The 13,940-nt window shown below is 69.4% G+C and carries 9 protein-coding genes; 6 read left to right on the top strand and 3 right to left on the bottom strand.

The annotated features are described in order from the left end of the window. The first annotated feature begins 4 nt into the window (after positions 1 to 4). From QNI14_RS11760 to QNI14_RS11770, 3 genes are read left to right on the top strand one after another with little or no spacing between them, the layout of a single operon-like run. Entirely contained in the window at positions 5 to 3,412 is a 3,408-nt protein-coding gene (locus tag QNI14_RS11760) for a pyruvate carboxylase (protein ID WP_283716813.1), read from the top strand. Between the two features lie 52 nt (positions 3,413 to 3,464). Then, positions 3,465 to 4,874 (top strand): MinD/ParA family ATP-binding protein, encoded by a 1,410-nt coding sequence (locus QNI14_RS11765; protein WP_283716814.1) that lies wholly within the window; start codon positions 3,465 to 3,467, stop codon positions 4,872 to 4,874. 1 nt (position 4,875) lies between these two features. After that, the gene (locus tag QNI14_RS11770) at positions 4,876 to 5,364 is read left to right on the top strand and encodes a peptide deformylase (protein ID WP_283716815.1); all 489 of its coding nucleotides are present in this window, start codon (positions 4,876 to 4,878) and stop codon (positions 5,362 to 5,364) included. A gap of 88 nt (positions 5,365 to 5,452) precedes the next feature. Here QNI14_RS11770 and QNI14_RS11775 read toward each other — a convergent pair whose 3' ends face one another. After that, entirely contained in the window at positions 5,453 to 7,288 is a 1,836-nt protein-coding gene (locus QNI14_RS11775; RefSeq protein WP_283716816.1) for an AMP-dependent synthetase/ligase, read from the bottom strand. A gap of 151 nt (positions 7,289 to 7,439) precedes the next feature. Between QNI14_RS11775 and QNI14_RS11780 the strand changes: the two genes are divergently transcribed. Genes QNI14_RS11780 through QNI14_RS11790 form a run of 3 tightly spaced genes read left to right on the top strand, consistent with a single transcriptional unit; the run spans position 7,440 to position 10,440 of the window. Then, the gene (locus QNI14_RS11780; RefSeq protein ID WP_283716817.1) at positions 7,440 to 8,378 is read left to right on the top strand and encodes an ROK family glucokinase; all 939 of its coding nucleotides are present in this window, start codon (positions 7,440 to 7,442) and stop codon (positions 8,376 to 8,378) included. Next, on the top strand, positions 8,375 to 9,064 hold the full coding sequence (locus QNI14_RS11785) for a lysophospholipid acyltransferase family protein (protein WP_283716818.1): 690 nt from the start codon (positions 8,375 to 8,377) through the stop codon (positions 9,062 to 9,064). Before QNI14_RS11780 ends, QNI14_RS11785 begins: the two co-directional genes overlap by 4 nt. A 47-nt stretch (positions 9,065 to 9,111) precedes the next feature. After that, positions 9,112 to 10,440 carry a class II 3-deoxy-7-phosphoheptulonate synthase gene (locus QNI14_RS11790; RefSeq protein ID WP_283716819.1) on the top strand — a complete coding sequence of 443 codons (1,329 nt, stop codon included), beginning with the start codon at positions 9,112 to 9,114 and terminating at the stop codon, positions 10,438 to 10,440. Positions 10,441 to 10,545: 105 nt separating this feature from the next. Here QNI14_RS11790 and pknB read toward each other — a convergent pair whose 3' ends face one another. Both pknB and QNI14_RS11800 read right to left on the bottom strand, forming a co-directional pair. Further along, positions 10,546 to 12,483: a Stk1 family PASTA domain-containing Ser/Thr kinase gene (gene pknB, locus QNI14_RS11795; protein WP_283716820.1), complete on the bottom strand. Its 1,938-nt coding sequence runs from the start codon at positions 12,481 to 12,483 to the stop codon at positions 10,546 to 10,548. Between the two features lie 86 nt (positions 12,484 to 12,569). Further along, positions 12,570 to 13,784, bottom strand: a complete 1,215-nt coding sequence (locus QNI14_RS11800) for a LysM peptidoglycan-binding domain-containing protein (protein ID WP_283716821.1) — start codon at positions 13,782 to 13,784, stop codon at positions 12,570 to 12,572. Positions 13,785 to 13,940 lie beyond the last annotated feature (156 nt).

The following is a 13,940-nucleotide window of genomic DNA, read 5'->3' on the forward strand; positions in this document are numbered from 1 at the left end:
AAGCATGTTCCGCAAAATCCTGGTCGCGAACCGCGGTGAGATCGCCATCCGTGCATTCCGCGCGGCGTATGAACTCGGGGCGCGCACCGTCGCCGTCTTCCCCTACGAGGACCGGTACTCGCTGCACCGCCTGAAGGCGGACGAGGCGTACCAGATCGGCGAGGTCGGTCACCCGGTCCGCGCCTACCTCGATGTCGACGAGATCATCCGCGTCGCCGTCGAGAGCGGTGCCGACGCGATCTACCCCGGCTACGGATTCCTCTCCGAGAACCCCGAGTTGTCGGCGAAGGCAGCGGCGAACGGCATCGCGTTCATCGGCCCCGCCGCCACCGTCCTCGAGATGGCCGGCAACAAGGTCACCGCCAAGCAGCACGCCATCGCGGCGGGCGTGCCGGTGCTCCGCTCCACCGAGGCATCCGACGACGTCGACGCGCTCGTCTCGCAGGCCGATGACATCGGGTTCCCGATCTTCGTCAAGGCCGTCGCCGGCGGTGGCGGGCGCGGCATGCGCCGCGTCGAGACGAAGGACGGGCTCCCGCCCGCCCTCGCCGAGGCCATGCGCGAGGCGGGGAGTGCCTTCGGCGACGCCCGCGTGTTCCTCGAGCAGGCCGTGCAGCGTCCCCGTCACGTCGAGGTGCAGATCCTCGCCGACAAGACCGGGCACACGGTGCACCTGTTCGAACGCGACTGCTCTGTGCAGCGTCGCCACCAGAAGGTCGTCGAGATCGCGCCCGCGCCCAACCTGTCGGACGAGATCCGTGGCAACCTGCACGACTACGCCGTCGCGTTCGCGAAATCGATCTCGTACGAGAACGCCGGCACCGTGGAGTTCCTGCTCGAGACCGCCGGATCCCGCACCGGCGAGGTCGTCTTCATCGAGATGAACCCGCGCATTCAGGTCGAGCACACGGTGACCGAGGAGGTCACCGACGTCGACCTCGTCCAGTCGCAGATGCGCATCGCCGCGGGGGAGTCCCTCGACGCGCTGGGCCTTCGGCAGGAGGACATCCACCTGCGCGGCGCGGCCCTCCAGTGCCGTATCACGACCGAAGACCCGGCGCAGGGCTTCCGCCCCGATACCGGCAAGATCACCACCTACCGGTCGCCCGGCGGTGCCGGCATCCGACTCGATGGCGGCACGACGGCTGCGGGCTCGCAGATCAGCCCGCACTTCGACTCGATGCTCGCGAAGCTCACCTGCCGCGGCCGCGACTTCGCCGCCGCCGTGGTGCGCTCGCGCCGCGCGCTCGCGGAGTTCCGCATCCGCGGCGTCTCGACCAACATCCCGTTCCTCCAGCGCGTGCTCGACGACCCCGCATTCGTCGCGGGCGACCTGAGCACGGCATTCATCGACGAGCGGCCCGAGCTGGTCAACGGTCGCGAGTCCAAGGACCGAGGCTCGAAGGTCGTGTCGTGGCTCGCCGACGTCACCGTCAACCGCCCGCACGGCGAGAACCCGGTCAGCATCGACCCGGCGGCGAAGCTGCCGGCCGCCGACCTGCTCGCTACGCCGCCCGCCGGTTCGCGGCAGCGCTTGCTCGAACTCGGTCCCGCCGGGTTCGCGGCAGACCTCCGCGCACAGAAGGGGCTCGCCGTCACCGAGACCACGTTCCGCGACGCGCACCAGTCGCTCCTCGCGACGCGGGTCCGCACGAAGGACCTCGCCCGTGTCGCACCGTACGTCGCGCGACTCACCCCGCAGCTGCTCTCGGTCGAGGCGTGGGGTGGCGCGACGTACGACGTCGCGCTGCGCTTCCTCGGCGAAGACCCCTGGGAGCGGCTCGACGCGCTGCGCTCGACGCTCCCGAACGTCGCGATTCAGATGCTGCTCCGCGGACGCAACACCGTCGGGTACACGCCGTACCCGACGAAGGTCACCGACGCGTTCGTCGCCGAGGCGGCGGCATCCGGCGTCGACATCTTCCGCATCTTCGACGCCCTCAACGACGTGAACCAGATGCGGCCCGCCATCGACGCCGTGCTCGCCACCGACACGGCGGTCGCCGAGGCGGCCATCTGCTACACCGGCAACCTGCTGGATCCCGCCGAGGACCTGTACACACTCGACTACTACCTGCGCCTCGCGGAGCAGGTCGTCGACGCGGGCGCACACATCCTCGCGATCAAGGACATGGCTGGACTCCTCCGCCCGGCTGCGGCCGCCCGACTGGTGACGGCGCTCCGGGAGCGGTTCGACCTCCCCGTCCACGTGCACACCCACGACACCGCCGGCGGACAGCTCGCGACGCTGCTCGCCGCGAGCGCGGCCGGAGCGGATGCCGTCGACGCGGCGGCCGCCCCCATGTCGGGCACCACGAGCCAGCCGTCCCTCTCCGCGCTGGTCGCGGCGCTCGCGGACACCGACCGCGACACCGGTCTCGATCTGCAGGGTGTCTCGGACCTCGAGCCGTACTGGGAAGCGGTGCGGAACCTCTACGCGCCGTTCGAGTCGGGGCTGCCCGGCCCCACCGGCCGCGTGTACCACCACGAGATTCCCGGCGGACAGCTCTCGAACCTGCGCCAGCAGGCGATCGCGTTGGGACTGGCCGAGGACTTCGAGCTCATCGAGGATATGTACGCCGCGGCCAATTCGATCCTCGGCCGTGTGCCGAAGGTCACCCCGTCGTCGAAGGTCGTCGGTGACCTCGCGCTCCACCTCGCCGCGGTGAAGGCAGACCCGGCCGACTTCGAAGCGAACCCTGAGAAGTACGACGTGCCGGACTCGGTGGTCGGCTTCATGGCCGGCGAGCTCGGTGACCTCCCCGGTGGGTGGCCCGAGCCGTTCCGGTCGAAGGTGCTCGCGGGCCGCTCCGTCAAGGTCGGCGTGACCGACATCTCACCTGAGGACTCCACCGCGCTGGATGCCGACGCGTCGACCCGCCGCGGCACCCTCAACCGGCTGTTGTTCCCGGCGCCGACGAAGGCGTTCCACGAAGTGCGCGAGACGTTCGGCGACCTCAGCGTGCTCGACACCATGGACTACCTCTACGGGCTCGTCCCGGGTCAGGAACACGTCGTCGAGATCGAGCGCGGCGTGCAGCTGTACGTCGGTCTCGAGGCGATCGGCGCGGTCGACGACAAGGGCATGCGCACCGTCATGGCGACCCTCAACGGGCAGCTCCGCCCCGTCGCGGTCCGCGATCACAGCGTCAAGGTCGAGGCGCGTCAGGCCGAGAAGGCCGACACGTCGAAGCCCGGCCAGGTCGCCGCTCCGTTCTCGGGCGTGGTGACGCTGAAAGCCGCCGAAGGGGCGAAGGTGCAGGCCGGTCAGCCGGTGGCATCCATCGAGGCGATGAAGATGGAGGCGGCGATCACCGCACCCGTCGACGGCGTCGTGGAGCGGCTCGTGATCCCCGGAACGGCGCAGGTCGAGGCGGGTGACCTTTTGCTGGTCATTCGCCCCGCCGAGTAATCTGGTCCGTCGGGTGCGTTCGTGCCCGCTGAACCAGGAGTGAACCGCCGTGATGCGTGACCGCGACAATGAGACGTCCGACGACGTCGACAACGGTGTGCTCGCCAGCACCGAGGGACTCGAGACGACCGGGATCGGGATCATCGACGGCGGCGTCGCGCAGGTCGAGGTGACGCTTCCCGTCCTCAACGACGTCGACGAGTTCGACGACGAGGACGTCGATGACGCTGCGCCGATCGAGACGCTCGAAGCCGACGCCGCATCCGAGGGCGCGGACGACGCCGCAGCCGAGGCAGTCGACGAGCCGGACGAACCGATGGTGGATGCCGCCGACGATGTCGTCGACGCGGACATCGTCGTCGATGCCACCCCGAGCAGCTCGATCGTGACGGCGCAAACGCGTCGGGAGGCGCACGCCGGTGCGGTCGACAAGCACGCGCTCGAGCGCGTGCGCGCGACGCGCGTCGACGAAGACCCGCTGCAGTCGCGACGTCTCGACCAGCTCGGTGCCGACCGCGAGACCGCGGACCTGCTCACCGCGGACCGCCTCATCGACACGACCCGTGTCGCGCCGAGCGAGCCCGACGGCACCTGGCAGCGCCTCGTCTACACCGCGAGCGGCAAGCGGATCCACCTCGGCGACAGCAAGCGCGCCCGTGCCCGCAAGGAGCTCGACCGTCGCATCGCCGCACCGCTGGCAGGCGGGGCGAAGTTCGTCCCGGTGCTCTCGCGCAAGGGCGGCGTCGGCAAGACGAGTGTCACCACGCTCCTCGGAATGGCCTTGGCGGATGCACGCGAAGACCGCGTCGTCGCCGTCGACGCCAATCCGGACCGTGGCACGCTCGCGGAGCGCATCGGCCGAACTGGCGGCAAGACGGTTCGCGACCTCGTGCGCATGCGCGCCGAGGTGAAAGGCTTCAACGACCTGTCCTCGATCGTCGCCCGCGACGAGACCCGTCTCGACGTGCTCGCGTCCGACGCGGATCCTCACTTGTCCGAGGCGTTTAGCGACCGCGATTACCACGACGTCGCCTCGGTCGCTGCACACTACTACTCGGTCGTCCTCACCGACACCGGGACCGGGATCGTGCACTCGGTGATGGATGCCACGCTGGAACTCGCCGACCAGCTCGTTGTGGTCGCCGGCCGCAGCATCGACGAAGCCCGGCTCGCGTCCGAGACGCTCACGTGGCTCGAGACGAACGGGTACGCCGACCAGGTTCGCGGGGCGATCGTCGTCCTCAACACGTCGCGTCCCGGCGCGAGCCTGGTCAAGCCCGCCGAGCTCGAGGCGCACTTCCGCAGCCGCGTCCGCGCTGTCGTGTCGATGCCGTACGACACCCACATCGCCACCGGCGGCGCCGTGTCGTTCCGAGAGCTCGACCCGGCCACCCGGCACGCGGCACGAGAGCTCGCGGCGATCGTCGTCGAGGGTCTCCGCACCCCGGTCGCGGGGCACTGACGTGACCGCCCGCACGATCCGGGTCTTCGGCGACCCGGTGCTCCGCAGCGCGTGCGCGCGCGTCGACGCGATCGACGACGGTGTCCGCGGCCTCGTCCAGGACCTCGTCGACTCGGTCGCGCTGCCCGGTCGAGCCGGTGTCGCCGCGCCGCAGATCGGGGTGTCCTCCCGCGCGTTCAGCTACAACGTCGACGGCGTCATCGGCTACGTGCTGAACCCTGTCCTCGAGGTGTCCGGCGAGCCCGAACCCACCGGTGAGGGCTGCCTGTCGGTCCCGGGCCTGTGGCACGACACCCCGCGGCATCCGTGGGCACGCGTCACCGGTACCGACCTCGATGGCGAGACGATCGTGATCGAGGGGGAGGGGCTCCTCGCGCAGGCGCTCCAGCACGAATGCGACCACCTCGACGGGATGCTCTACCTCGACCGGCTTCCGAAGGACGCGCGCCGCCAGGCGATGCGCGAGGTCCGCGAGTCCGACTGGTTCTGACACGCACGCACGCAGAAGGCCCCGATCCGAGGATCGGGGCCTTCTGCGATTCCGGGTCGGCGTCGCCGGTGCTCAGTTCCCCAGGTGCTCAGTTCCCCAGGGCGATGCTCGAGGTCGACACGTTCGAGGCGTAGAGCTCCTCGATGTCGGCCGCGAAGTCGGTGAGGATCACATTGCGCTTGATACTCATCTTCGGGGTGAGGTGGCCGGAGGCCTCGGTCCACTCGGTGTCGAGCAGCGTGAACTTGCGGATCGATTCGGCGCGGGACACCGTCTTGTTCGCACGGTCGACCGCGGTCTGCACCTCGGCCAGCACCTTCTCGTTGCGGATCGCCTCCGACATCGGCAGGTCGCCCGGCAGGCCGTTGTTCGAGAGCCAGGTCGGCAGCATCTCGTGATCCAAGGTGATGAGCGCGCCGATGAACGGCTTCTGGTCACCGACCACGACCACCTGACCGACGATCGGGTTCGCGCGGATCGGGTCCTCGAGACCGGCGGGGGCGACGTTCTTGCCGCCCGCAGTCACGATGATCTCCTTCTTGCGGCCCGTGATCGTCAGGTAGCCCTCGTCGTCGAACGAACCGATGTCGCCCGTCTTGAACCACCCGTCGTGGAACGCCTCAGCCGTCGCCTCGGGGTTGCGCCAGTACTCCTTGAAGACGTTGATGCCGCGAACCTCGACCTCGCCGTCGTCGCCGAGGCGGATGCCGACACCGGGGAGGGCCGGACCGACAGTGCCGATCTTCGACTTCGACGGCAGGTTGACCGAGGCCGGCGCGGTCGTCTCGGTGAGGCCGTAACCCTCGAGGATGTGCACGCCCAGGCTGTGGAAGAAGTGCCCGAGACGAGGTCCGAGCGGCGCCGAACCCGAGACAGCGTGCTGCACGCGCCCGCCCATCGCGGCGCGGAGCTTGCTGAAGACGAGCTTGTCGAACACGGCGAACTTGATCTTCATTCCGAGCGGGATCTTCTCGCCGTCCTGCAGCTTGCGCGAGTGTTCGATCGCGACGGCCGCTGCGGCGCGGAAGATCTTGCCCTTTCCGCCCGCTTCGGCCTTCTGCTCGGCCGAGTTGTAGACCTTCTCGAAGACGCGCGGCACGGCGAGCAGGTACGAGGGCTTGAACGAGCCGAGGCTGCCCAGCAGCTTGGTGGTGTCGGGCTCGTGGCCGGTCTTCACGCCGCCGTGGACGTTGAGCATGGAGATGAACCGGGCGAACACGTGCGCGGCCGGGAGGAACAGCAGCGTCGAGGCCCCCGGGACTTCGACGACCTCGTGGAGGGCGCGCGCCGAGTTGCGGGACAGCTCGACGAAATTGCTGTGCGTGAGCACGCAACCCTTGGGGCGGCCGGTCGAACCCGACGTGTAGATGAGGGTGGCGATGTCGTCGGCATTCGCGATCGTCCGGCGACGTTCGATCTCCTCATCGGTGATCTCGGCGCCCTTCGCGCGGAGCGTGTCGAGGTCGCCGGACTCCATCGTCCAGACCTCGCGCACGATCGGCACTTCGTCCCGGATCTCCGCGATCCGCTCCGCATGCTTCGCGCCCTCGGCGATCATCGCGACCGCACCGGAGTCTGAGAGGATCCAGCTGATCTGCGATGCCGAGCTCGTCTCGTAGACGGGCACCATGACCGCGCCGGCGAAGAAGAGCGCGAAGTCGACGAGGGTCCAGTCGTAGGTCGTGCGGGCGATGAAGGCGACCTTCTCACCCGGCTCGATCCCTGCGGCGACGAACCCCTTCGCGAGGGCGACGACCTCGCGTTGGAACTCCGCCGCGCTGATGTCTCGCCACCCCCCGCCGTCGGGAACCGCGAACAACGCGAGCGACGGTGTCGCCTTCACGCGTTCGACGAGGAGATCGGACGTGTTCGCAGTCGGGTCCGCGGGGACCACAGCGGGAACATCAAATTGAACGGCGCTCATGGGCGGCAGCTCCTTCGGTACCGGTTGGCGTCGGATATGCGACCGAGTCTATGTCACCGTGAGCCTCGATCCCATGGACCCCGGAGCGTGATTCCCCAGGACTAGACTCTCGGATGCCGCGCGGACCCGTGCGCGGCCGGAGAGGAATCGCGTGCGCAACGTCGGCATCGACATCGGTGGAACGAAGATCGCAGGCGGGGTGGTCGCCGAGGACGGCACGATCCTCGAGCAGCGGCGCGTCCCCACGCCCATCGATCCGAGCGCGCTCGCGGATGCCGTCGCCGACATGGTGGCCGAGCTCACCGCGGTGCATGACGTCCGCGCGGTCGGTGTCGCCGCCGCCGGATTCATCGACGCGTCGAGATCGGTCATCCTCCACGCGCCGAACATCGACTGGCGCGAGGAACCGCTCCGCGCGGAACTCGAAGCGAGGATCGGTCGACCGGTCACCCTCGAGAACGACGCGAACGCCGCAGGGTGGGGCGAGTTCCGATTCGGTGCCGGTCGCGGCGTGCGCGACATGGTCATGATCACGCTCGGTACGGGCGTCGGCGGCGCAGTCATCATCGACGGGGAACTCCTCCTCGGTGGCAACGGCACCGCGGCGGAACTCGGGCACATCCGCTTCGAGCGCGGCGGGCGTCCCTGCGGCTGCGGCCAGCGTGGCTGTCTCGAGCAGTATGCGTCCGGCCGGGCCTTGCAGCGCGAGGCCGCTGACATCGCGGCATCCGGAGGAGCTGGTGCGGGCCTCGCAGCCGCACGCACGTCCGAAGGCATCGTCCCCGCGGCCGCGATGGCGCGGCTGATCGCTGAGGGTGACCCCGGTGCGATCGAGGCGGTGCACCGTGTCGCCACCGCGCTCGGTGAGGGATGCGGTGCGTTCCAGGCCGTCCTCGACCCGCAGCTGTTCGTCATCGGCGGCGGCGTCGCCGACCTCGGCGAGCGGCTCCTGCAGCCGCTGCGCTCGGCATACGCGACTGCCGTCCCCGGCTACGGCGAGCACGCCGTGGCATCCTTCGCGATCGCGACGCTCGGCAACGACGCCGGACTCATCGGCGTGGCCGACCTCGCCGGAAGCCGTGCCAGATGATCTATTGGATCCTGAAGTACCTCATCATCGGACCCGTCGTGAAGGCCGTTTTCCGGCCCTGGATCGTCGGCCGCACCAACGTGCCGTCCACCGGCGCCGCGATCATCGCGAGCAATCACCTCTCGGTGAGCGACTCGATCTTCTTCCCGCTGATGATCGACCGGCCGATGTCGTTCCTCGCCAAGAGCGACTATTTCACCGGCAAGGGGCTCCGCGGCCGGGCCACCAAACTCTTCATGAAGGGGACCGGCCAGATCCCCATCGACCGCACCGGTGGGAAGGCCTCCGAAGCATCCCTCAACACCGGTCTTCAGGTGTTGGGGCGAGGTGACCTCCTCGGGATCTACCCCGAAGGCACTCGCAGCCCTGACGGCAAGCTCTACCGCGGACGCACCGGGCTCGCGCGCATGGCACTGACCGCGCGCGTCCCCGTCGTGCCTGTCGTCATGATCGGCACCGACGAGGTCATGCCGATCGGTCGGTCCATCCCGCGAGTCGGACGCGTCGGCATGATCATCGGGGAGCCCCTCGACTTCAGCCGGTTCCACGGCATGGAGTCCGACCGGTACGTCCTCCGATCGGTGACCGACGAGATCATGGTGGCGCTTCACCGGCTCGGCGAGCAGGAGTACGCGGACGTGTACGCCTCGACCGTGAAAGAGCGGATCGCCGCGGCATCCGACTGAGCGACACACGGCGCCGGGCGTCCCCCGCTCGCCGGTAGGATTGAGGGATGCCCACCTCTCTCGACCACTGGCGCTCGCTCCCGATCAAGCAGCAGCCGCTGTGGCCCGACGCGGACGCCGTCGCTGCGGTCTCCGCCGAGATCGCGACCCTCCCGCCCCTCGTCTTCGCCGGCGAGGTCGACAACCTCCGTGACCGCCTCGCGCGCGCGGCATCCGGGCAGGCATTCCTGCTCCAGGGCGGCGACTGCGCCGAGACGTATGCGGGCGCGACTGCTGAGCAGATCCGCAACCGCATCAAGACGGTCCTCCAGATGGCCGTCGTGCTCACCTACGGCGCCTCGATGCCGGTCGTGAAGATGGGTCGCATGGCGGGCCAGTTCGCCAAGCCCCGTTCGAGCGACACCGAGACGCGCGGCGATGTCACGCTGCCCGCGTACCGCGGCGACATCGTCAACGGGTACGACTTCACCGCCGCCTCGCGGCAGCCCGACCCGAACCGGCTGCTGAAGGGGTACCACACGGCAGCGTCGACCCTGAACCTCATTCGTGCGTTCACGCAGGGCGGATTCGCCGACCTGCGCGAGGTGCACAGCTGGAACAAGGGTTTCGCGACCAACCCCGCCAACCAGCGGTATGAGGGCCTCGCCGGTGAGATCGACCGCGCCATCAAGTTCATGGAGGCGGCCGGCGCCAACTTCGACGAGCTCCGCAGCGTCGAGTTCTACACCGGCCACGAGGGTCTGCTCATGGACTACGAGCACCCCATGACGCGCATCGACTCGCGCACGCACACGCCGTACAACACGTCGGCCCACTTCCTGTGGATCGGTGAGCGCACGCGCGAGCTCGACGGTGCGCACGTCGACTACTTCTCGAAGATCCGCAACCCGATCGGCGTCAAGCTCGGCCCGACGACGTCGCCCGAGACCGCCCTCGCGCTCATCGACAAGCTCGACCCCGAGCGCGAGCCGGGTCGTCTGACCTTCATCACCCGCATGGGCGCCGGCAAGATCCGTGACGCGCTGCCCCCGCTGCTCGAGGCGGTCAAGGACTCCGGCGCGACGCCGCTGTGGGTTACCGACCCGATGCACGGCAACGGCATCACGACGCCCACCGGCTACAAGACGCGTCGCTTCGACGATGTCGTGGACGAGGTCCGCGGCTTCTTCGAGGCGCACCGCGCGGTCGGCACGTTCCCCGGCGGCATCCACGTCGAGCTCACCGGTGACGACGTCACCGAGTGCCTCGGTGGTTCCGAGATGATCGACGAGGCCACCCTCGCCACGCGCTACGAGTCGCTGTGTGACCCGCGCCTGAACCACATGCAGTCGCTCGAGCTCGCATTCCTCGTGGCCGAGGAGCTCGAGAAGCGCTGACCGTCGGGCACCGCCTGCACGCGAGCCTCCACCTGTGTCCCGGATCCGCCCGATCCGCGTGACACGAGTGGAGGCTCGCGACGTTCGGTGCGCGCGTTTTGGGTGTCAGCCGGTGGCGGTGATCTGCACCGTGATCTCGGCGCCTGCCTGGCGGAACGCGCCGGCGCCCGGATCCTGCGCCGTCACTTCGGTGAGCCCGTCGGGCCATACGTTCCAGAGCGCGGAGTACGACGGCTCGAAGCCGGCATCGCGGAGGGTCTGCGCGGCGTTGTCGCGGGTCATTCCGACGACACTCGGCACCTCGAACAGCTCCGGCCCCTTCGAGAGCACGAGGCTCACGGTGTCGCCGGGGCGGAAGCTTCCGCCGCCGTCGCGTTCGAGCATCCGGATCACGCGGCCCGCCTCGACGTCGCTGCTGTACTCCTCGGTCGTCTCGACCTCGAGGTCGACCTCGCGGAGCGTGTCGCGGGCTTCGTCTTCCGTGTCGCCGGTGACGTCCGGGACCGGGCCGAGCGAGACGCGCAGTTCCGCTGTCGAGCCCTGCAGGACGGAGCAACCCTCGGTGCACTCGACGGGCTCGGTGCCGGCGCCCGGCGTGACATACACGCGGACGACGCGATCCGCGTCGAAGCTCGTGAAGAACAGGTTGGTCTCGGCGACAGAGATGTTGACCTGTTCGAGGAGGGATGCCACGGCGTCGGCTTCACGGTCTTGCAGGCGCGGCAAATCGGCGGTCGCGGGGCCCGCCGAGATCGAGATCGTCACGGTGGATTCGCGATCGAGCGACGTTCCCGCCTTCGGGTCCGAGCCGAGCGCGTCTCCCGCCGGCACTTCGAGATCGTGGACGCGCTCTTCGACGGCGGTCAGGTCGTACTCTGCGAGCAGGTCGGAAGCCGCCGCGAAACTCATCCCCTCGACGTCGGGGACCGAGGTCTGCGAACCCGGCCCGCTGCCGAACCACCAGCCGGCGCCGCCGGCGACGGCTGCGAGCAGGAGGACGATCAGCAACAGCCAGCCGCCTTTGACCGAGCGGCGCCGCGCGACGGTGCGCAGGCGCGTCGCGTTGTCGACTTCCGCAGTGACGCTCGGTGCGGTGAACGTGCCGGGCATGACCTTGGTGAGCTCGTCCGAGTCCAGCGCGTCCTCGACGACGACCGACGCACCTGCCGGGGTCGAACGCACGACCTGCGGGTAGACGCCGAGCTCCTTCTGGATCTCGCGGAGCCGGTCGAGCATCTCGCGGGCGTCGGTCGGTCGGTCCTCGGGGTTGCGCTCGGTGGACCACAGGACGAGCTCGTCGAGCTGCTCGGGGACGCCGGGGTTCTTCGTGCTCGGTCGCGGCACCGAGTGCGTCGCGTGCTGGTACGCGATCTGCATCGGCTGCTCACCCTTGTACGGCTGCTCGCCGGCGAGCATCTCGAACAGCATGATGCCGAGCGCGTAGATGTCGCTGCGGGCGTCCGCGGTGCCGCGGGTGACGAGTTCGGGCGCGAGGTATGCGATCGTGCCGAGCAGCATCTGTCCGGTGGCGGTGTTCGCGCTCGTGGCCCGTGCGAGGCCGAAGTCGCCGATCTTGATGCGGCCGTCTTCGGCGAGGAGCACATTCTCGGGCTTCACGTCGCGGTGCACGATCCCGGCTCGGTGCGCGGCGGCGAGCCCGGACAGGATCGCGTCCATGATCGTGATCGTCTGGGGGAGGGTGAGTCGCTTCTGTTCGCGCAGGAGTTCGCGGAGCGTGATGCCGGGCAGGTACTCCATGACCAGGTAGGCCATCTCGCCGTCTTGGCCCTGGTCGAAGACGTTCACGACGTGTGGGTCGGCGAGCCGCGCGGCTGAGCGCGCCTCCTGGATGAACCGGTTCTGGAACACCGTGTCGTCCGAGAGGTGCCCGTGCATGACCTTGAGCGCGACGCGGCGCTCGAGCCGCAGATCGGTGGCGACGTAGACCGTCGCCATGCCGCCACGGGCGATCCGAGCGCGCACCCGGTACCGGCTGTCGACCAGGCGGCCGATCAGCGGGTCGGTCGGCTGGCTCGTACTCACGCTCCGAGTCTACGGAGCGGATGCCGCGTGCCCGGGCAGCGGCTCACCCTGCCGACGCCGTGAAAACGCCGATGATCCGGCGGGTCTCACCCGTAGAGGTCGATCCACAGGTGTGCTTGCTCCTCCCACGGCCCGTACCGCTTCGGGTGGGCCGAGATCTGCACTGCCTGCGCCGCCTCGCCGAACGACATGCGTTCCCAGCCGTCGATGTCGAGGAGGCCACGCGTGTCGCTGCCGTTCGGGTCCTGCGACCCGCCGAAGAACGCCGCGGCCGCGCGCCGGGTGTCCCGCACTTCGGACTCCGAGCCCCAGCCCGCACTCGGACGCTGCTGGAAGAGCCCGAGCGAATCCCGGTCACCCCAGTCGAGGTTGCGGATCCACGACTCGACCATCGCGGTCCCGAGGGCGATCGCGATGCCGTCGCGCGAGACCCCGCGACTGCGGCCGACATCGATGATCGTGCGGACGTTCGCGATCTGCTCGTCGTCGAGGGCGACGGTGGCTGCGCTCGACGTGGACGACACATGCTGTGGCGCCGCGCCCGGGATCTGGAGCCGTTGCCCGGGGTAGATGATCGATGCCTGATCGAGGCCGTTGGCCCCCAGCAGGTCCGCGAGGGACACGTCGTGTCGGGCGGCGATCTGCCAGAGGGTGTCGCCGGTGCCCACCTCGTGGCTCTTCGCCGTTGCTCGCTCGGATGCCGCGGGCGTGCGCGCCGCAGCGCGCGTCACCTTCGCGGTCCCGGGGATCGTGAGCGTCTGGTCGGGGCGGATCATGGTGGCGTCGCCGAGCCCGTTGGCGGACGCGAGCGCTGCGACCGACACACCGTGTCGCTGTGCGATCGCCCACAGGGTGTCGGCGCTGCGGACGGTGTGGGTCTTCGCGGTGGTGCGGGTGGTCGCTGTGGTTCGGCTCGACGTCTGCTTCGACGCGGCAGGCTTCGCGTCGGCCGGTCCGAGCCGGAGGATGTCGCCGGGGTGGATGACCGACCGCCACGTGAGTCCGTTCCACGTGAGCACATCGCGGGTCCGGAGGCCATGCTTCGCGGCGATCGCCGTGACGGTGTCGCCGGCGGCGACCGAGTGGGTTCGCACCGCCGACGACGATGCGGCGATACCGACGACAGTCGCCGGAGCGGGCGGTGTCGGCGTCGCGACGGGACGGGGGAGGTCATGCGAGTCGGCCGGCGCAGCGGTGGCCGGCGTGGCCTGCAGCGCCGAGAGTGACAGCGCGATCGAGCCGAGGACGGCGGGCGTCCCGAGTCGGAGCGGGGTCGCAGAGGCGAGGGCAGTCCGGTGCAAAAGCGCGTTCCTTCGTTCGTCCCCAGACGTGCACGACCCCAGTCGTGTTCTTCGCGCACACCGTGTCACGGATGGTGACTGGTGTCAATCAAGGTGACTGATGTGACTGATGTGACTGCTGTGGTCGAACGTGCCCGCGCTCGCGGTGAGCGGTGA

The organism is Microbacterium dauci (genome assembly GCF_030065535.1).
Taxonomy (GTDB): Bacteria; Actinomycetota; Actinomycetes; order Actinomycetales; family Microbacteriaceae; genus Microbacterium; species Microbacterium dauci.

Bases quoted from the DNA above. Each gene is read 5' to 3' on its own strand.
- QNI14_RS11765 (WP_283716814.1), top strand. From the start codon at position 3,465: ATGCGTGACCGCGACAATGAGACGTCCGACGACGTCGACAACGGTGTG.
- QNI14_RS11760 (WP_283716813.1), top strand. From the start codon at position 5: ATGTTCCGCAAAATCCTGGTCGCGAACCGCGGTGAGATCGCCATCCGT.
- QNI14_RS11785 (WP_283716818.1), top strand. From the start codon at position 8,375: ATGATCTATTGGATCCTGAAGTACCTCATCATCGGACCCGTCGTGAAG.
- QNI14_RS11775 (WP_283716816.1), bottom strand. From the start codon at position 7,288: ATGAGCGCCGTTCAATTTGATGTTCCCGCTGTGGTCCCCGCGGACCCG.
- QNI14_RS11790 (WP_283716819.1), top strand. From the start codon at position 9,112: ATGCCCACCTCTCTCGACCACTGGCGCTCGCTCCCGATCAAGCAGCAG.